Genomic DNA, 19,783 nt, shown 5'->3' on the forward strand with positions numbered 1-19,783 from the left:
GTAAAGGAAGTGACACCATGCAGATATCCTCACTCTACGACAGCAATCCGGTGCAGTGGAATTCCAGACTATCCGGACTGCTTGAGTTCCTGAGGGAGTATGGGGAGCAGAGGATTACACTTCGCGGCTGCAGGCAGCTGGCCCGGCTGACACCGGAGCAGCTCGCCTTGCCGGGAGTTTCGCTGCTCGTTGCCACTGTCCGGGGTCAGAACGGCCGTCAGCTCGCAGGTGTCAGCTTCGTCTCCGGCTACGGCAAGGAGGCCTGTGTAGTAGCCGTTCATCCCCTGTACCGCAAGAGGCATACCGGCACAGCCCTGCTTACCGCGCAGCTGGAACGTCTTGGACAGCTGGAATGCCATGTGGCCTGCGATAACCCGGCCAGCCTGAAAATGTGCTTCAACAGCGGGCTTGCCGCCGTAGACCTGGTTAACGGCCCTACGGGCAAACCCACGCTGCTGCTGCGGTCTCCCCGGACTGCAGCCGGACCTACTATTCTCCCACAAGAAGGTGAACTCCTGTGCCAGAGCCCGTCTTAGGCATCCTCACGCTATATCTGAATGACGCCAAACAGCTTGAGGAGAAGAGCGTGTACCGGAGGATGATTATTGAAGGCAGCCGGATTGGCCTGGATGTCTTTGTCTTTACCCCCGCAGATGTGCATGTAAGCAAGGAACAGATCCATGCGCTTGTCTATGATGTTAAAAGCGGAACATGGTCGCGCAGGTGGCGCTCCTTCCCCAATATGATCTATGACCGCTGCCGCATTCAGCGCAGCCAGCGGTTCCAGCAGCTGCTGCGCTTCCGCGCGCGGTACGACCACCTGACCTTCCTGAACCGCCCGCTGCGTAATAAGTGGACGGTTCACCAGACCTTTTCACAGAAAAGCCGTTTTCGGCAGCATATGCCGGAGACTCTTCTATATCAGTCTTCCGCCGATCTCCACCGGATGCTGAAGATCAGTCCGGTCGTCTACGTCAAGCCGGTTAACGGCACCGGCGGACGCGGCATCCTGCGGATTGAACGGCAGCGGGAAGGCAAGCACCTCTACGATATCCAGGGACGCCGCCAGAGCCGCCAGATCATCGCGCCCCGCAAGGTGTCGCTGAACCGCCTGGAGTCGATTGTGCGCCAGTGGTGCCTCGGCGGACGGTTCCTCATCCAGCAGGGCATTCCGCTGCGTCTGCCCAGCGGACGGTTCCATGATTACCGGATGCTCGTGCAGAAGAACGGCCAGGGCGTCTGGGAATTCACCGGCATGGCCGGCCGGGTAGGCGCTGCCCGCAGCGTCACCTCGAACCTTCATGGCGGCGGGCATGCGATGCGGGCCGAGGCCCTGCTGAAGCAGTGGCTCGGCAACGAAGAGCGGGCCGACAAGGCCATGCGGACCGCAGAGAAGCTGGGGCTCGAAGCCGCCGCGTACCTCGAAGACAGCTTCGGCGCACTCTGCGAGCTGGCGCTCGACCTCGCGATCGACCGCGAGGGCAAGATCTACGTGCTGGAGGTCAACCCCAAGCCGGCCCGCGAGGTCTTCGCCCGCTCCGGCGACAATAGCACCTACCGCAAAGCGCTGATCCGCCCGCTGGAGTACGCGATGTGGGTGTATAAGAACAAGAACACGCCGAGCTCGGCAAAGACGGTTGAGGAATAGAGGATTAGCTCTGCAACGAACAAAATTTTCCTCCAGGCAAACTTATCGGGTTGCCATGCGATAGCTCCTGCTGCTGCTCTCTGTTCCAGCGAAGGATCTCCTTGTAAGCAAGCTGCTTACTCATGCTAGCTGATGTTGGTTAGGTCAACCTCTGAAGAATTTAAGTGGAAAAACATATCTTAATTTTATCATTTTGGATTATTTTCGGAGTTTAATTGGAAAATGGCATTTAAATTCTCATCCTTCCTTTACTTTGACCGATTTACTGCCAATTAAGTACTGTTTTTCCAACTGCTGTTGGACTTTCACTCCTCCGATTCCTAGCAAGTGGAGAAAATCCATTTATTTCAGGAACACCGGACACCCAGGCTCTAAACAATACTCTTCTAAATTTCTTTAGCCGTCTCTTCACCGTCTTTTTCACAATATTTCTTCTTGCTTAATTTCCTGTACATGAACAAATGCCCCTCCGCAGCTACCGGAGGGACATTTGTTCATTGTAATGCGACAGAATTACCACAGTTAAGAATTTTCTAAATTCATATTCAAGCTTTATCAACTGCAAGAACTTCTGCTGAGCTATTTGCATTCGCAGTTATGCTCGTGATATCTGTCAGTCCCGTTAGTTGCATGGCTTTCGGAGTTGTCGTTTTCGTTGACCCTGGTGTTTCTTTAGTACTGCTTTCCCTATACCCATATTGTTCTGGCACTCGTTGAGGCATTGTCTGTTTCCTTACTTTCCGCCTGGGCAGTCGCTTCGCTTACGCCTTGGACCTGAACCGGTATACCCCGAGGTATGGTCTTATTACCTCCCAATTATTCCGGATTGTTGTATCCCCATGCCCATTCTGCAGAAGTCCACCCACCTGTATTTCATGTACCTGCAAAAAGCCGTGATTCTTACTCATCAGCGGGGCGGTTTGGTTACGGAGGAAGACCAGGCAGCGGACCGGCAATTTAGGGACTTCATCATGTCTGGCGTACGGGCAACCTGACAATCATCGTCGTCCCTCCTCCAGGTGCTCCCTCCACCTCAATGTTCCCCTGATGCAGAGAGACGATTTTTTTGACAATTGCAAGCCCCAGACCGTTCCCGTTGTTGTTTCCGCTGCGCGACTTGTCAGCTTTATAGAATCTTTGAAAGATGGCGCCAGCCTCTTCCGGGGAAATCCCGATGCCATTATCGCTGATGGTGACGGATACTTCTGCTGCACTGCTGTCTAAAGAGATGCGGATCTTTCCGCCTTCAGGCGTGAACTTAATGCTGTTGCTGAGCAGATTCATCCATACCTGCTTCAGCTGATCTTCATCCCCAATGATATGGACAGCTTCCGGCAGCTCCAGATCAATAACGATGCTTCGGGCTGACCATTGCGGCTCACAGGTTACAACGATGGTTCTAATCTGCTCGTCAAGCCGGAAGGAGCCTGTTATGAAGGGATGATGCTCGGAATCCAGGGAAGCAAGCTTCAGCAAATTATCACTTAGCCTCGACAGACGCCCACTCTCCGCAATGATGATATCCAGATAGTCCTTGCGTTCCTCCTCTGCAATCAGATCATTGTTCTGCAGCGCCTTGGCAAAGCCGGAAATAGACGTAAGCGGTGTCTGAATTTCATGCGAAACATTCGATACGAAGTCCTGCCTCATCTGCTCCAGCTGCTTCAATTCTCCGGCCATCTCCACATAGCTTTGTGTCAACTCCCCGATCTCGTCCACTCGGTTCCTTTTAAGATCCACCTCGAAGTCACCTTTGGCCAGTCTTTTGGTAGCATTCGTCAAAGCCTTGATCGGCTCCACCAGATATCTGGCAGCAACAACGATACATACACTTCCCAGCACAAGCACCAGCAGCAGCACAAAGAGTACCATCCGGTTGACGATAGCCTCGTTCCCTGCAGAGTACTGCAGGAACATTGCATGCCACTCCCCCTTGAGCATAAAGGGCATTCCGATGAACGTATCCTTATCTTCCTTGGAGGAACGATAGACCTTCCCCTGCAGCACTTGCCGGACAGCTTCTGAGGTGATGGGTACAGCAGGGCTATCTATGAGCCCGTAAAAAGTATGTTCTCCGGATGGATCGTACAGGTTAATGGGATGTGCCGATATTTTAACCATACTATTCAGGAACTCGTCCGTATCTGTAGGCTTGGCGTCATCATAGCGGTGAATGATCTCCTGGCCCACTGCGAGCATTTCGCTCTGTCCCTTATAGCTTATTTGCTGCTGAAAAACATACAAGCCGATGAAAAAGGAACAGATCAGGCTGAAGATGATGATGCTGAGGAACGTGAGAATGACCCGAACATACAGTGTCTTGATCATGGCTCAGGGATCAGCCGGTATCCCAGACCGCGGGCAGTTTCGATTTGAAAACCCTCGCCATTGCCGCTGAACTTCTCCCTCAGCCGGCTGATATGCACATCTACAGTCCTCCCGTCCCCTTCATAATGGAGTCCCCAGACTTGCTGAATCAGTTGTTCTCTGGTGAAGATCTGCCCGGGATGGCTGACCAGGAGAAACAGAAGATCAAATTCCTTCAAGGGAAGCGTGACCGGTGCCCCACTGCGTGTAACCTGAAAGGTCCGGCGGTTGAGCACCACATTGCCGAGCTGCACGGACTGGGAAGTAACTACCAGTGCGCGTTTGAGCAGCGCTTTTACCCGCATCACCAGTTCCACCGGATCAAACGGCTTGGTCAGGTAATCATCCGTTCCGAGCTGAAATCCTTTCACTTTGTGGGCAGATTCCGCTTTGGCCGTCACCATGAGGAGGGGGAGGTTGGCATCCGAACGCCTGATTTCCCTGCACAGCTCCCAGCCATTCAGTCCCGGCATCATAATATCCAGAATGACAAGATCGATCTGTGAGTCCTCTATGATGGACAAGGCCTTGGTGCCGTCCCCGGCTTCTTCGAGGTCGAACCCTTCTTTGCGCAGATATAGAGACATCAGCTTCCGGATATTGTCATCATCATCCGCGATAAGTATAGTAGCCACGATCATCCTTCTCTCTTAAGCGTTATCCAAACTGCCAGCCGAGCAGATTCCAATAGTAGAAGAAGATCATCAGTACGACAGCCGAAAGCGTCACTAACGTGTAATGCACCCGCTTAAAGGCGGTCCAGTACTTATTTTTCCAAACCAATATAGCCGAGACCAACATTGCTAAGGTCAAGCCCGCCATAATGATTGGCATAACCAAGCTGACAGACAGCAAAGGACTGATACCGCTGAGCTTCTGCATAATGTCCATGGACATAATAACCATAAACAGAGTAATAAAAGATAACAGCGCCCAGCCTGCAGTTCCCGCAGATAATCGGATGGCCCGCTTTTCTGCGAGCGTCATCGCCTTGAACCTGCGTCTGAAGAAGAGGGGTCCGGGCAAAGCGGTGATGAAAATGAATCCTGCGGCACCAAGAAGGATAAGCCAAAACTTACTCTGATCCAAAAGTGGCGTACGCTCCAGCGGCATCTCCGGAGCCATGTCCAGGAGCATATGTGTAACTTTGCCGGACTCATCCGTAAGGAAGCCGATCTGATCGGTCCCTCCTTCAAGCTGAAACAGGTTAAGACCGATGGCTCTGTACAGCTGTTGTTCACTGCCGCTTCCCAAGGATAGCTTATTGTCCGCAATCGTAACATTCAGCTGGGCAAAAAAGTTAAAGAACTTGTCAATATCACTTATGTTGCGGCGTGTAAATTGATAGGAGCCGGCATATTTCTGTACGGATTCCGCGGAAGCGGAGAACTCCGGTTGCTTCACTTCGGGAGCGGGATAATACCGGTTGAAAAAGGCCTGGACCAGATTTGCTGCCGATTCACTGCCTTGACCGCCATTGTAGGATAAGAAAATCCCCAGTTGCTTGGCAGGTGCGAGATACAATTCCGTATTAAACATGGGATCGGAGCCGCCATGAGAGATTAATGTTACCCCGTTCACCCGCTTCTCTGCGAATCCGAGAGCTACTCCCGGCAGGCGCTTATCGAGCTGGAAGGCCGTTGAATGCATGAATGCAGCAGTCTCAGGCTTCAGAATCTGCCCTTTGCCATATTTCCCGTTCTGCAGATGCGCGATCATGAAATGTGCCATGTCTACTGCAGATACGGTGCCCGAGCCGGCAGGACGAAATCCGCCCTCGAAAGTAGGCGTGCCTGGAATAAAGCTGCCGTTCTCGCTATTATACCCTACCACCTGGTAAGGGACGAATGACTCCGGCAATGGCTCCACGACCGTCGAATGTTTCATATCCAGCGGATCGAAGATATACTTCTGAATATAATCATTATAAAGAATACCGCTGACGTCCTCCACGATCATACCTGCAAGCGTGGCTCCATAGTTAGAATAGGCACTCATCTCACCGGGCGGTCTGATCCGGGCCAGCATATGTTTATGGAGTGTCTCCGAGATGGAACCGGGCAATCCGGCAGGATCAGTGACGATCTGATAACCGACTCCGCCCTCTTCAAATCCTGCTGTGTGGGTCATCAAATGGCGCATGGTGATGGGTTCAGGATAAGTAGCAGGAATCTTCACGGATTTCAGGTAGGTGTTAATATCGGTATCCAGATCAATCTTACCTTGTTCAACGAGCTGCATTACAGCAGTCCAGGTGAACAGCTTGGTCGTAGAAGCGATACGGAACATGCTGGTTGCAGGGTCAACCGGAGCCGCTTGCTCCAGATTGGAGCTGCCATACCCTTTGCCCAAAATGATCTTGCCGTCCTTGACGATGGAGATCACCGCTCCCGGAATTTGCAGCCGGTTCATATCCTCTTCCATGATTCCGTCAACGAAAGCAGTCAGACCCGCGATATCCTTCAGATTGGCGGCAGATGCTTCAGTCTGAGGTACCGCTGGCTGAGTTTGAGCCGTCTCGGCCATGGCATGTTTCCCGGGAAATATAAGGCTCACGCTTAACCCGATTACAGCTAATATCGTCAGACCAGCGGCCAGCCTTTTTTGCATAGTTATTACCATATTATCCTCCGCATCATCTTACATATTGTAGGCCGGATAATCATCCGCCTGACACTTATAGAGACTAACAGAGTATTGTGAATAGAACGTTAACAAGACTATAAGCTGTCCATGAGCAGGTTCATTACACGAATCTATGAGCAGGTTCATCTGCGCAAATCCGTGGGCGAACAGGTCGATAAACTTCTTAATGTCTATAGAGTAATCCTGCCTGGGTCCGCATGCATCCTCATGGTGCGAATGGTGCGGATGGTGCGAATGGAGAGAAGTATGGTCACTATTACTCAAAATCCTGCACTAAATACAACATTCCCCTCCTTAAAAGGGTAAAAATTGAAAAATGTTGTATAAAATGCAGCAATTATCCTCCTCCAGGCCGATTATTGGAATAATTGTTGTATTTCGTACAACAATCCTCCAAAATAGCCGGGTATGCATGTAACCGAGTTGTATTTCATACAACATTTCCCTATATACAGACGCCAACTTAAGAATCCCATTCGCTGCTACAGGCCGGAGCTCTGAGACAACAGCACATTCTAAGCAGTTTGCCTAACTTACAAACCTTGCTTGAAAGCTCAGAGCATATTTTCCCGGACAATTCATCAGCTCTTACATCAGCTCTTACATAAACAGCTACAGAAACAACTACACAAACAGCTACACGAACATATCAGGTACTCCCTCCACCGGCTCATAATAACAAATGTATGAATTCTGCATCACCGGACGGAGCAGCCCTTTACGCACCAGCTCCTGCAGCTGCTTACGCGCCGTCCGAAAGTTCAGATTGTATTGCAGCATCACGTCTTTGGGACGTAGTCCCTTGTCCAGGCTCCAAGCCAGTTTAACGATTTCCTTATCCTGCGGGGAGAGGGATTGCCCGGACGGAACCCGGATCAATGAAGGGGCGATGACCATTTGCAGCAGCATGCGGCAGATCTCCGGGCGGTTCTGCACATCATCGAAGGAGAAATGGATAATCCTCCAGCCCAGTCCATTCAAAAAAGTATCCCGGTTAAGCGAATAGCTGAACCTCTCCCGGTCCATATCCTTCACATGGCTCTGATACCCATCGCATTCCAAACCGAATTTCCCGTACGGCGGAAGAAAAGCAAAATCAAGAAATTGCGACTTGCGGTTCCAGTCATACACCTCATATTCAGGATGCAGATGATCCAGATTGCCGAACAGCGGCCACCAGACATTTTGCAGGAATAGCTTCTCGGCATATTGATGCCCCCGTGCCAACCGGCCTCTGCGCTCCCCTGTTCTGACCGATAAATGCTGCTCCATTAGCAGCTGATGTGCATTTTCAAACTCCATAATCAGTTACCTCCCTCTCTCATTTACGCAAAAAAGAACGCCCCTCTGCCAGCAGCAGCTTGGGACGTTCTTCGTCTGAGTTAATTATAAGCCAGCACAACAGGTGCGGCAATCATTTCATTCGATAGTGATTACATTAATTCCTATTCCATACCCTTACATTAATAAGATAGTATACCGTCATAATTAATTGGATGATTATAATAACTATTGGAAGCAGATAGATCATTTCAGCCGAATACTTCGGCATTGTAATAAATACCAACGCATCTTCACTGCCTCCAGCACTTTGCATTTCCACTAAAAGAAACAGAAGTAAGCTGCTTGGGATAACTGTAAATAAGAACCAGGTGATCCGGTCCCTGACTCTCTTCGCCCTACTAAACAATAAACCGTTGAGAAAGCACATGGCGAGGGGAAGAACATACGTTGTACTCAGTAAAATGATTAACTCTGTGCCCCCTCCTCCCTCAATTCTTATCCCGAGAAAATAGATTAAGATCAAATGTATTGCAATTGCTGCTAACATATATAGAATGACTTGGAATACTGTCTTTATGGATTTCTCCATTGTTTATCTCCCTTGCTTAACATGTATTAGGCAAAATGATTATTCTTTGAATGTATATCTGGAATTTCTAATTATGTAAGCCAAGGCGCAAGGAAGAAAAAGAGCACTGTCGTGCTAAAACAGATCAGAAGCAAAAGATGCAGGTTCTTCTCTAATAAGTGTTTTGCGAAGAAAAAGCAGATTACCAGGCACACTAACAATAGAACAATATAAAACGACAGTTGAGTATAGTCGGTTGCTGCCCAAAATAAACCGCCTCCGCCAGCAGAAAAAACTATGCCGATGACTAGAAAGTACATCCCTACTCCCATTAATCCGCTTAAAGCAACGAAAATCAAACTGATAATCATATTACGCTCCTTTGACTTGGTCACTATTCCTCATCGGCCAGATATAATATCAGGAATCTATTGAATATATTCCCTTTACACCGGATTATCGGATTCTCCTCATGATTAGTGTAGATCAACAGAACAACAAAAAAGGAACCGTGATAAACACGGTCCCCCTCGAATCCCTCTAACCCACTATCCTTTATTGAACGCCCTTCTTCTGCATATCCTCCAGGTGGCGCTGATACATCACTTTCTCGGCCTTCTCTGCACCGACTTTGTCCATCTGGCTGATGAAATCGTTGTAGGCGTTGTCGAAATCAGCATCGGTTTCGGACAGGATCAGCTTCGGAATGGTTTTGTTCCAGAGATCCTTCACTTTGCCGTTGATCACACCTTCAGGTGAAGAGCCGTCCGGCTCCAGATTGTCCATGCCCAGGGAATAGCTGTCGAAGTTGTATTTCTCCAGCAGCTTCGCTCCGGCGAATTGCTCCGGCTGCTGCTCCTGGAAATCACGGGCGGACGCATCATCCCACAGTTTACCTGCCCGCATCAGGAGGGTCGAATCATCAAAGCCGTACTGGGCGTTATAAGCGTTGTTGTCCTTAAGCTTCAAGTCCATAATTTCCTGCTTGAATTTCGGCAGGCCGTCAACCATGTCATAAGTCTCGCCTTCAGTACCATAGCGTGCATCAAGCTGTCCTTCATCGGACCAGGCATATTCAGCAAAGCGGATAATCCGTTCCGGATTCTTCGCATTCTTGGTGATGAAGAAGCCCTGCCAGCCCATCAGACGGGAAGCGGCATATCTTGGGTCCTGACCATTCGCCTGAAGTCCGCCGATAATCGAGTATTTATGATCGGCCCCCAGCGTACTTTCAATTTTCGGATTGTATTGGGTGTACATATTGGACATGTACTGCGAAGCTGCGGCATATTGCGCCCCATACAGCTTCTCTTCATACTGCTCCTGCTTATAGATCAGCAGCTGTGAATCGAATAGTCCATTGCGGTACAGCTGATTCATGTAACGGAAGGAATCGATGAAGCCTTTGTTCCGCATCGGGTATTCTACGATCTGCTGATCATCCTTGATGCGTTCCTCCAGCAGATTCGGCGAGAAGGAGCTGATCAGGAAGTTCATTGACAAGCTGCCGCCGAAGCTGTTTTTGGCCACATCGAAGTTCTCCACACCGACCGGACTGATCTCAGGGAATTTCTCCTTTGCCAGCTTGAGGGCGTTCATCAGATCATCTGTCGTCTTCAGCTCCGGACTGCCAATGGCCTTGTAAATATCTTCTCGGAAGAACCATGGACGAATCGGCGTAATCGGCACCCCGCTGGTCAGTCTGTCAGCGGTTTCAAACAGGTTCGGCAAGTACCAGAGCTTCCCGTTAACCGAATGATATTTCACCATGTCCGGGTCAAGCATGGACTTCAGCTCCGGTGCATATTTGTCCATCAGCTCATCCATGGAGTAGACCATGCCATTATTGATCAGCTTGCTTACCGCAGGATTGTTCCAGTCCAGCATGATGGTATCCGGCAGATCCCCGGAAGCAATCATGGTGTTCAGGTAATCGTCATCGTTCCCTGTTGCCAGCTTGCGGTCTATCGTCACACCTGTTTTTTCTGCAGCCAGCTTCATCGCATACTGATCCTTCCACAGATATGCAGATGCCCAGTTCCCGTAGAAATATTGGGTGAATTTAAAAGGTGAGGTGTCTTGCTTCCAGGATTCCGTGCTTCCGGTGTCTGTGCCCGCATTAGCAGGTTCTGCCGAAGCATTCGCTGCCGGAGTAGCCGGCGCATTACCCTCAGCCGCTCCATTTGCATTAGTGCCGGTATTATTAGAACTGCAGCCTGCCAACAGAGTGACGGCGAGTAAAGCAGCGGCCATTCCTTGTGCGCCTTTCTTTCTCATACATTGACCTCCCATAAAATGAAATCTATATACTTAAACGGCCGGAGCCGTTAAAGCCGTTATTAACCTTTGACCGAACCGATCATCACGCCCTGCACGAAATATTTCTGTACGAACGGGTAGGTAAAGACAATCGGCAATGTGGTAATGACCATCGTCGCCAGCTTAAGCGATTGCGCAGAGACTGAACCCAGTCCCAGGTTGCTGGCCATCAGGCTGACATTGCTGTTCGAGCTGATGATCTGCATCAGAATCTGCTGGAGTGTCAGCAGGTTATCATTACCGAATAACATGGCATCATACCAGGCGTTCCAGTGGAACACCGCATTGTAAAGTGCAATCGTCGCCAGCACAGGTTTGGAGACCGGCAGGACCAGCTGCCAGAAAATCCGCAGATCGTTGGCACCGTCAATTTTGGCCGATTCCTCAATTTCCTTGGGCAGTCCCCTGAAGAAGGTCAGCATAATGATGGCATTAAACACATTGAACAGATTCGGGATAATGTAGACCAGGAAGCTCCCTTTTAGATGCAGATACTTGGCTACAACGAGGTAATAAGGAATAATACCGCCGCTGAAATACATGGTGACAATAGCCATCATGAGGAAAATCCTACGCCCCATCAGCTCGGTCTTGGATACGCCATAAGCAAAGGCTGCTGTAAACAATACCGCAGTTGCTGTTCCGGCAAGAGTCCGGGCGATGGTGATGAAAAAGGCATGCCCCATACGTTCATCCTGAAACACGACTTTGTAATTCTCCATGGAGAACACGCGCGGCCAGAAGGCGATCCCCCCACGGGCGGCATCCGTCGGATCGTTAAGGGAAGTAATTACGATATTATAGAACGGATACAGGGTCATAACACAGAGCGCCAGCAGCACCAGCACATTCAGGATGTCAAAGGCTCGTTCCGGCCACCTTTTCGAATACGTTAACATGATGTCCCGCCTCCTAGAACAAGCTCTCTTTAGTGATTTTGCGTGAAGAATAATTGGCAATGTACATCAGCACAAAAGCAACGATGGATTGGAACAGGCCAATCGCAGTACCGTAGGAGAATCTGCCTGTTACGAGACCCGTTTTGTACGAATACACAGACAGTACATTGGCTGCATCCTGGGTCATTGAATTCTGCATCAGATACATCTGGTCAAAGTTCGAATTAATGAGCCCGCCCACCGAAAGGATCAGCAGGATAATGATCGTTGGCTTCAGGGAAGGCAATGTAATATGCCAGATCCGCCGGAACCGGCCCGCACCATCCACAATGGCCGCTTCATACAGCTGGGGATCAATACCGGCAATGGCTGCCAGATAGATAATGGAGTTCCAGCCGATATTTTTCCAGATCTCCGTAAACACAACCAGGGTCAGGAACGTATGGGGACTGCCCATCATCATGGTATCGCTTCCAATTATCCCGGTGCTGACCAGCATTTTGCTGATTACACCAGTCTCCGGGTCCAGCAGGGTGTACATTAAGCCGACTACCAGCACCCAGGATACGAAATACGGCAAATACGTCAGCGATTGAACAATCCGCTTGAATCTTTTGAATACTACCTCATTCAGCAGGATCGACAGGAGGATCGGTGCCGGGAAACCAAATACCAGCTTGGCAATACTGATCTTGAACGTGTTAACCAGTGATTCTGTAAACGTCGGATCATTGAATAATTCCCGGAAATTCGCCAGCCCTGTCCAGGGACTGTGGAGAAACCCCTGAAAAGGTGTATATTCCTTGAAGGAAATAATCACACCATACATCGGGATATAGTTAAAAATGATCATCCATAGTACTGCCGGCAGGGTCAGCAACATCAGATACCGCTGCTGCCAGAACCGCTTGGAGGGCAAACTGCTCATAAGCTACATCCTTTCTTCTCCATTCGATTGCGTTCGACTTCTCATCTTCCTATGGGTTAATTATAAAATGCCGCCTGCCAGGGTTATATATCAAAAATGAACGCGGGTATCAGAATCCCACGAAGTTTGTAAGCGCTATCTAAATAAAAAAGCCCCAAACGCATCATCTGCGATTGAGGCTGACTTATTATCGTCCGGGAAGGATCTGATCCTTAACGCTGTACGAATTCCCTGTACTCTCCGGGTGTCATTCCATAGGCCTGTTTATACAGCAGCCCGAAATACGATGGATTCGGAATGCCGATCTGCTCGGCCACTACAGCTATGCGCTGCTTGGTTGTGCGCAGCATCTCCTCCGCACGTGCGAGCCTGTACTCCTGGATATATTCACTCGGTGTCTTGCCTGTCTTCTTCTTGAAGATCATCCCCAGGTGGTTGGGGGAGACGAATACCTCGCCGGCTAAATAAGCCAGGCTCAGATCCTGATTCCCGTACTGCTCCTCAATCAGAACGATGACCCTGTTAATCAGATAGTCGTCCTTACGGTTCCGCTTCTCTTCCAGCAGCAGCGACATTTCACCGATTACGCCTGCTGTATAAGCTCTCATGTCCGGGAGACGGCTGCTGGCCAGCAGCGCCTCCATATGATTGGCGGCAACTGCTGTGGTAGCTTGGGCAGCGGGCATTGCAAGCGAGGAACAGCTCTCGATCACACCGCCGAGCAAGGAAGCGATATAGGATTTTCCTGCCCCGGGATGCGCGGCAAGCAAGGCGAACAGTTCGTCCATGACCGGTCCGGTTGGGCTCCCGCTCCCGAGATCATACCTCAGTCGCTTGGCCAGCTCCCGGAACTGCCGGGTGAACACCTCAGAGTCCTTAGTGAATTGTTTCCTGGCGAGCTGCTCCCCGTCTGCTGCAACAACTCCGCTCAGGCCATTAAACACCGCGAAGTTAAATGCACTTTGCGATTCCCGGAAGGATTCGCGGATGAGTCCGATATCCTCCCGCGGTGAGCTTATACCGATGATCCACCCCGCTGGATCAACCTGTTCCCGGGCTGTATCCTCCATGATCACTGGCTGCAGATTAAGCACCTGCAGCAGCTTCTCTGCAAGCTGTGCCTGGCCGCTGAGCTCATCCTGCTGCAGGGCGATGAGCAGGACGAGGGCCGCTAGTTCTCCCTGCCCTGCCCCCGCCCCGGCTGAAAGCACAAGCACTTGCCGCCCGAGTACAGTTCCGGCGGTCCGCTCCATCTCCATTGTATCCGGCTTCTGCGGCAGGCCCGGCCGGGAACACAGCCACACAGAGAAGGCGCCCGCTTCCAGATAGCCATTGTCCCGGAGTTCATTAATCGTCTGCTGCTGCGCCTCCGCACCGCCCCGGCCCAGCAGCCAATCCATTACCTGCTGGCGCAGCGAGAGGTGGTGCACCGCATCTTTTTCCAGCCACATGCGCTCCTCTTCACTCCGCTTCAGCAGCTGATCCTCACAGCCTTGGACGACCTTGAGCATCGTGCTGAGCATTTCTTCTTCCCCCACCGGCTTGAGCACATAATCCACCGCGCCGAACCGCAAGGCTTCACGGGCAAATTCGAAATCATCATACCCGGTCAGCACAACGATCCGCACCCCGGGAAGCTGCTCCAGAACAAGCTTGGCCATCTCGATTCCATTCCTGCCGGGCATTTGTATATCTGTGATGATGATATCCGGCCTGATCTCCAGCGCTTTGTCCAATCCCTCGATGCCGTCCGCAGCGGTCTCGATCACAGAGATGCCCATCGACGCCCAGTCCAGAAACTCGATTAACCCTTCTCTCTCCCAGCGTTCATCTTCGACAATAAGCATTTTAAACATTGTTCATCCCCCTGGCTGCAAAAGACAAGGTAATGACCGTTCCAATCCCCTGTCTGCTGTAAAGTTCAATATGCTGGGATTCCCCATAAAAAGCCTGAAGACGTTTGGTTATATTGGCAATGGCAAACCCGCTGCCTCGTGTATTGAGAACTTTGCCTGCAATTACATCCTCGATCATATCCCGCGGCATGCCTACCCCATCGTCGATGATGCGGATGACCACCAGATCTTCTTCGAGTGCTGCTTTGATGATAATGGTACCATGTGAACGCTTAGGCTCAATCCCGTGAATCAGGGCATTCTCAACCAGCGGCTGCAAAATATTCTTCAGTGTATAACAGTTCCTGACCCGCTCCTCCACTTCAAAAACCGCGTCAAACCGGTCTTCGAACCTGAACTTCTGAATCGCCAGATAAGCCCCCACCATATCGAGTTCATTCGCCACCAATGTCTCCGAATTCCCCTTGTTCAGTACCAGCCGGTAGAACTTGGCCATGGAATCTGACAGCTTCACGATATCCGGCGCTTTGGCCTTGCGGGCCACCCAGGAGATCGTCGCAAGCGTGTTGTACAGAAAATGCGGATTGATCTGGGACTCCAGCGCTTTGAGTTCGGCATCTTTTTCGAGCAGCTCGGATTTGTATACGGTTTCGACCAGATCATGGATCCGGGTAGTCATATGGTTGAAGCTCAGTGCCATCTGGGTGAACTCGTCATTCCAGACAACCGGCACCGATACGTCAATGGAGCCTTCCCGCACCTGCTTCATCGCCTTAAGCAGCACCTTCATTCGGGACAGCAGCTTCACTGTCAGATAATACACCAGCAGGCTCAGTATAATGAGCGCGGCAATCAGCACCATGAAGCTGGTCCGGATCGACTGGTTCACTTTATCCACGAAGTTGCTGACCGGAAAAACACCCACAAGGCGAAGATCCGGGCCTGTAAGCGGGACCGAGATCACTATGGACCTGACCCCGCCAACCGTTGCCAGCATATTCAGCCTGCTGTTATCCCCGGGCATCCCCCCGGTGAGCTCATTGATCATCGCATCGGACAGCGGAGTGTTGTTATTGGAGGCAACCTTGTGATTATTGTCGAGGACGAGAACGCTTCCAACCTCCGTGTTGGCATCCTCCAGCGGCTGGAACAGCACGCTTTGTGTCACCTCAATTTCGACCAGACCGTTCACCTCGTTATTGCGACCGGAGAGAATCTTCCGGTTATACGAGAAGACATCCGCTTTGGCCTTCACATCAGGCCTCGTTGTCAGCAGATTCTCCAGATGCAGTCCCCGCCAGTCCGTGGAGTTCTGGACATCCTTCATAAACCGTACATACTCCCCGTCCCCGCGAATCCGGTCCATACTATAGAAGCCGTCGTAAAGCTCGAAGATCTCAGGGATCGTCGGATTGTTCATATAGACATGTATCGAGTGGATGTACGTATTCTGCCGCATAATGTTATCTACAATAGGAGCAACGTTGTATCGGTAGTCCTGAAGCTGAAAGCTCTCATTAATAAAAGCGCTGTCCAGCAGCGTCTGAATCCTGGAATCAAAGGCGATGATCTCTGAAATGTTCTCGATCATGTCCACCTTTTCATCGATCGTGGTTTTGGTCTGCAGCAGATTCTGTTCCATCACGCTCCGCGCCTGGGAGATGGCTGAATTGTACGCCTGCACATAAATGATGACCCCTGTGATGATGGACGAGACCGTTAGAATCAGAACAAAGACCCCAACAAACTTTGAGGTCACACTCCAATTGTGAAAAACCCGGGTGATCCGCTTCATGTAACCTGTTTGCCCCCTATTTGCCTCAACTCCACCCCATCGTAACACCGGGTTCTGGAATAGTAAATTAGGTTTTATATTCAAAAGAGGAGAAGACCTTAGGCGGTTGACTGGGCGGGGGAGGCGTGAGCAGAGGTAGGGGGGATATGTGGGTAGATAGAGGGATGGATGGATAGATAGATAGATATCTAGATAGATAGGGTTAGATAGAGGGTTAGATAGAGGGTTAGATAGAGCGATGGATGGATTGAGAGGGAAAGATAGACGTATGGATAAGCTTTAGCTGATTATTCGTTACTCCCCCCGGGAGTTGTAGCCGCAGCGAAGCCGGTTTCTTAAGCCCGCCGGGCTGATTAGGCATAATTGTTGTACGGAGTACAACTCTGGTCGCCAGTTACCCCTGTGTTTGGGCGAATTATTGTACGAAATACAAGAATAGTTTCTTTAATTGGCTGGGAGACGTGGAAATGCTGCAAAAAGTACAACAATTTTCGATTTCGATCAATCTCACGAGGAAAATGTTGTAATTTGTGCAGCATTTCATAAAGGTGCCTCTGGATCAAAGCGGAGGACTCCTGCGTTGTGTTACTAAGCCGGAGGCCAGTGATTCGCATGGTGAAAAAAGTAAATGATCAAAGCAAACAGCCGCCTCCCTGCCGCTGAATAGCGGTACCCGGAAGACGGCTGAGACCGTAAGCCTAATAGAAATAAATTAACTTAATTGCATAGTGGTAAGGCAGGTGTCATCGCTCTCGAAGGTGGATACTTCGGTCTTGGCTTGTTTCCCGTCATGCGTGACGGTGATCTGAAGCTTCTGGTCGCGCGGGAGCCATAGGTCGATGAACCCGTTAGGCTGGGACTTCAAGGTCTGCTTCATCACTTCCTTGCCTTCGGCGTCTTCAATGTATACGTCGAATTCCTGACCTGCCATTTCCCCCTGGCAGCCGGTCAGGCTGTGTGTTGCGCACGGATGCGTCTTCTGCACATACGGGGCAACCGACAGGAAGAATTCGTTCTCCGGCAAAGCATAGGTGACTTCGTTTGGACCGCCGCTGTCCACGATAAGCTGGGTGGAGGTGATGGAGGCGGACTGGGACGTCAGCGCGCGCGAGCTGTAATCAGACACCATTTGCTTAATATCCTGAGTGGCCGCCTGACTAACCGGCTGGCTGCTGCCCTGTGCCTGCGCCTCTTCGACGTCAGCCGTGTTTCGTTCCCCGCTTCCGGCATAAATAAAGATTCCGATTGCCGCAACAACTGCACATGTACCCGCCACGATTTGTTTTCGCATACTCTATATGTTCATCTCCTTGTGGAATTTCAGCCTTAATACAGAAGAGGACTCATCAGCCCATTTCTTCCCTCAATTCATGTTCCATAAACAGGATATCACGTTTCATTTCCTTCATGCTAGCTCTGGAAATCCGTCCGCTCTCGAACATCAGCTGAATGTTGTCACGCTCCAGCTGAATCCCTGCTCTGGACAGCTCCTGCAGCGCCTCTTCAAACTCCCGTTTAGTGGAGGAAAGTGACTCCGTACGGGTCAATCTCATCTGCCCCCGTTCATAGCGCATGATCAGGGCGCTGACCGCTTCGGGTTCGGTCTCCCCTTCACTTTGCAGCGCTCTCAGCTTCTTCAAGACGTAGGCAAAATTGGCGGACTGCAGCCGGTTCCATTCCTCACGCCGTTCCTGGCCGCTCAGACGCACCTGCTGGATCACTCCTACAATCTCTTCCCAGCTTTTGATTGGAACCAGGTCATTCCTGTACTCCGGATCACGGGTGTGCATGAATAGCTGCTTGTTCAGCCGGTTCAGATAACGGTAGGCCGTGTACGGATTCACCTCCCGCTGCTTCATCGCAGTCAGGGTGTACTCTCTTTGCCACTTGAGCGAAGTAACACCCAGCATCCGCTCCATTTCCTCTGCAGCTTCATTTTTCTTCAGCATGCGGATTCTTGAGGTGTAAGTGCTGATTAAGTGGCTCAGGGCCATTCTCGAATGATCCGTAGCCTGATCGTTTAGACCGGAAACTACGTTGCGCAGAATTTCGATTTTGGCCTCAACCTCTTCGGCATTATGCTCTGCTTCATTTTCTTTGCCGAGCAGCAGCGGCAGCAGATAGTTGGAGGCCAGCAGGGTCCAGAGAATCACACCCGCCGCAAGGAAAATAATCAGATCCCTGGCCGGAAACCGGGTACCGTCATCCAGGAAAAACGGCAGTGACATCGTACTCGCGAGTGTGATCGTTCCCCGGACTCCTGACAGCGTGAGAATGAGGGCTTTCTTGAACTCCAGCTTCCAGTGTCCCCGCGGCTCCTCCCCTTCGGGAATATCCATGATCAGCATCCAGATCAGACGCAGGCCAAGAACGGCCGCTGTTAATAATAACGTGTACAGGATTACCTGGAAATTCCCGATATCCGGATTGTTCCAGACAGTCTGTATGATCTCCGGCAGCTGTGTACCCAGCAGCAGGAAGACCAGGCCGTTCAAGACAAAAATAATGACGGACCAGGTGCTTTTGGACACGATGCTCAGCTTAGCCACCTCGGGATTCATCTGCTTATATCCGAAAGAATGGGCAATACCTGCGCTGACAACGGCCAGGATTCCATTAACCCCCAGCTCCTCTGCCGCCATAAAAATCGCAAATGGAGTCAGAATCTCAATCAGCATATGTAACGTAACGTTCTCCATCCCGAGTCTGCGCAGCCATCGGACTATCCCGTATTTAATCAGCGTGAGCAGCAGCCCCAGCACGACACCGCCGAGTGAAATGGTAATGAAGCTAAGGCTGGCTGTTCTGAGGGAGAATGCCCCGGTGACCATAGCGGCCACGGCAAACTGAAAGGATACCAGACCCGAAGCATCGTTGATCAAGGACTCCCCTTCGAGAATTTGCATCGTCTGATGCGGGATTTTGACCTTCTGCTCCAACGCGCCTACAGCGATGGCATCCGTAGGGGCAAGTGCCGCCGCCAGAGCAAACGCCGCAGCTAACGGTAGAATAGGCAGCAGCCAATGCAGGAAGTAACCCAGGACACCTACCGTCAGGAAGACCAGTCCCAGCGCGAGCAGCAATATGGGCTTCTTCAGCTTCCATAACGCCACTTTATCCGCAAGCCTGCCGTCATTAAACAATAAGGGGGCAATGAAGAGCAGCAGAAACAGCTCCGGATTCAACGTCAGTTCAAAATGCAAAGGCAGCCAGGTCAAAGCCATCCCCAGCACAATTTGAATGATGGGCACGGAAACCGAGGGGATAAACCGGTTCACCAGATTGGACAACGAGACCGCGGCCAGCATCAGCAAAATATATTCAAATAATTCCAAGCGATCAAACCTCCAAGTCTGCACTCACTAGCGCTGCTATTAAAATAAAATTTGTATGTAAACTCAGTATAAACGATCTTTAGGCAAATATCCGCCCCTGCACTATCCGGGCATGCAAGTCAGGCAGCTCAGTTCACA

General features: G+C 50.8%; 15 protein-coding genes. 2 read left to right on the plus strand and 13 right to left on the minus strand.

What is annotated here, in order from left to right; all coding sequences use genetic code 11:
• The first annotated feature begins 17 nt into the window (after nt 1-17).
• Nucleotides 18-536 (plus strand): N-acetyltransferase, encoded by a 519-nt coding sequence (locus NSU14_RS20805; RefSeq protein ID WP_336099981.1) that lies wholly within the window; start codon nt 18-20, stop codon nt 534-536.
• A 62-nt stretch (nt 537-598) separates the two neighbouring features.
• Entirely contained in the window at nt 599-1,648 is a 1,050-nt protein-coding gene (locus tag NSU14_RS20810; RefSeq protein WP_340947200.1) for a YheC/YheD family endospore coat-associated protein, read from the plus strand.
• A gap of 969 nt (nt 1,649-2,617) precedes the next feature.
• On the opposite strand, the gene NSU14_RS20815 is transcribed toward NSU14_RS20810, so the two are convergent.
• The 13 genes from NSU14_RS20815 to NSU14_RS20875 form a co-directional block, all read right to left on the minus strand.
• A complete protein-coding gene (locus tag NSU14_RS20815; protein WP_042135388.1) occupies nt 2,618-3,976 on the minus strand; it encodes a HAMP domain-containing sensor histidine kinase in 1,359 nt (452 codons plus the stop codon).
• Nucleotides 3,973-4,650: a response regulator transcription factor gene (locus NSU14_RS20820; protein ID WP_340947203.1), complete on the minus strand. Its 678-nt coding sequence runs from the start codon at nt 4,648-4,650 to the stop codon at nt 3,973-3,975. Before NSU14_RS20820 ends, NSU14_RS20815 begins: the two co-directional genes overlap by 4 nt.
• A gap of 22 nt (nt 4,651-4,672) precedes the next feature.
• On the minus strand, nt 4,673-6,637 hold the full coding sequence (locus tag NSU14_RS20825) for a serine hydrolase domain-containing protein (protein WP_340947205.1): 1,965 nt from the start codon (nt 6,635-6,637) through the stop codon (nt 4,673-4,675).
• 660 nt (nt 6,638-7,297) lie between these two features.
• Entirely contained in the window at nt 7,298-7,963 is a 666-nt protein-coding gene (locus tag NSU14_RS20830) for a hypothetical protein (protein WP_340947208.1), read from the minus strand.
• A 136-nt stretch (nt 7,964-8,099) separates the two neighbouring features.
• Nucleotides 8,100-8,534, minus strand: coding sequence for a hypothetical protein (locus tag NSU14_RS20835; RefSeq protein ID WP_340947209.1), 435 nt, complete (start codon nt 8,532-8,534; stop codon nt 8,100-8,102).
• A 71-nt stretch (nt 8,535-8,605) separates the two neighbouring features.
• Nucleotides 8,606-8,884, minus strand: coding sequence for a hypothetical protein (locus tag NSU14_RS20840; protein ID WP_076242736.1), 279 nt, complete (start codon nt 8,882-8,884; stop codon nt 8,606-8,608).
• Nucleotides 8,885-9,068: 184 nt separating this feature from the next.
• Nucleotides 9,069-10,790, minus strand: coding sequence for an extracellular solute-binding protein (locus tag NSU14_RS20845; RefSeq protein ID WP_340947214.1), 1,722 nt, complete (start codon nt 10,788-10,790; stop codon nt 9,069-9,071).
• A gap of 62 nt (nt 10,791-10,852) precedes the next feature.
• Nucleotides 10,853-11,731, minus strand: a complete 879-nt coding sequence (locus NSU14_RS20850) for a carbohydrate ABC transporter permease (RefSeq protein ID WP_340947216.1) — start codon at nt 11,729-11,731, stop codon at nt 10,853-10,855.
• Nucleotides 11,732-11,744: 13 nt separating this feature from the next.
• Entirely contained in the window at nt 11,745-12,659 is a 915-nt protein-coding gene (locus tag NSU14_RS20855; RefSeq protein ID WP_042135379.1) for an ABC transporter permease, read from the minus strand.
• Between the two features lie 212 nt (nt 12,660-12,871).
• Nucleotides 12,872-14,515 (minus strand): response regulator, encoded by a 1,644-nt coding sequence (locus NSU14_RS20860; RefSeq protein ID WP_340947219.1) that lies wholly within the window; start codon nt 14,513-14,515, stop codon nt 12,872-12,874.
• Nucleotides 14,508-16,310 (minus strand): sensor histidine kinase, encoded by a 1,803-nt coding sequence (locus NSU14_RS20865; protein ID WP_340947220.1) that lies wholly within the window; start codon nt 16,308-16,310, stop codon nt 14,508-14,510. Before NSU14_RS20865 ends, NSU14_RS20860 begins: the two co-directional genes overlap by 8 nt.
• Before the next feature lie 712 nt (nt 16,311-17,022).
• On the minus strand, nt 17,023-17,601 hold the full coding sequence (locus NSU14_RS20870) for a CueP family metal-binding protein (protein WP_340947223.1): 579 nt from the start codon (nt 17,599-17,601) through the stop codon (nt 17,023-17,025).
• 55 nt (nt 17,602-17,656) lie between these two features.
• The gene (locus tag NSU14_RS20875) at nt 17,657-19,645 is read right to left on the minus strand and encodes a Na+/H+ antiporter (RefSeq protein WP_340947225.1); all 1,989 of its coding nucleotides are present in this window, start codon (nt 19,643-19,645) and stop codon (nt 17,657-17,659) included.
• Nucleotides 19,646-19,783 lie beyond the last annotated feature (138 nt).

The sequence above is a fragment of the Paenibacillus sp. FSL R10-2771 genome (assembly GCF_038000205.1).
Taxonomy (GTDB): Bacteria; Bacillota; Bacilli; order Paenibacillales; family Paenibacillaceae; genus Paenibacillus_AQ; species Paenibacillus_AQ phytohabitans.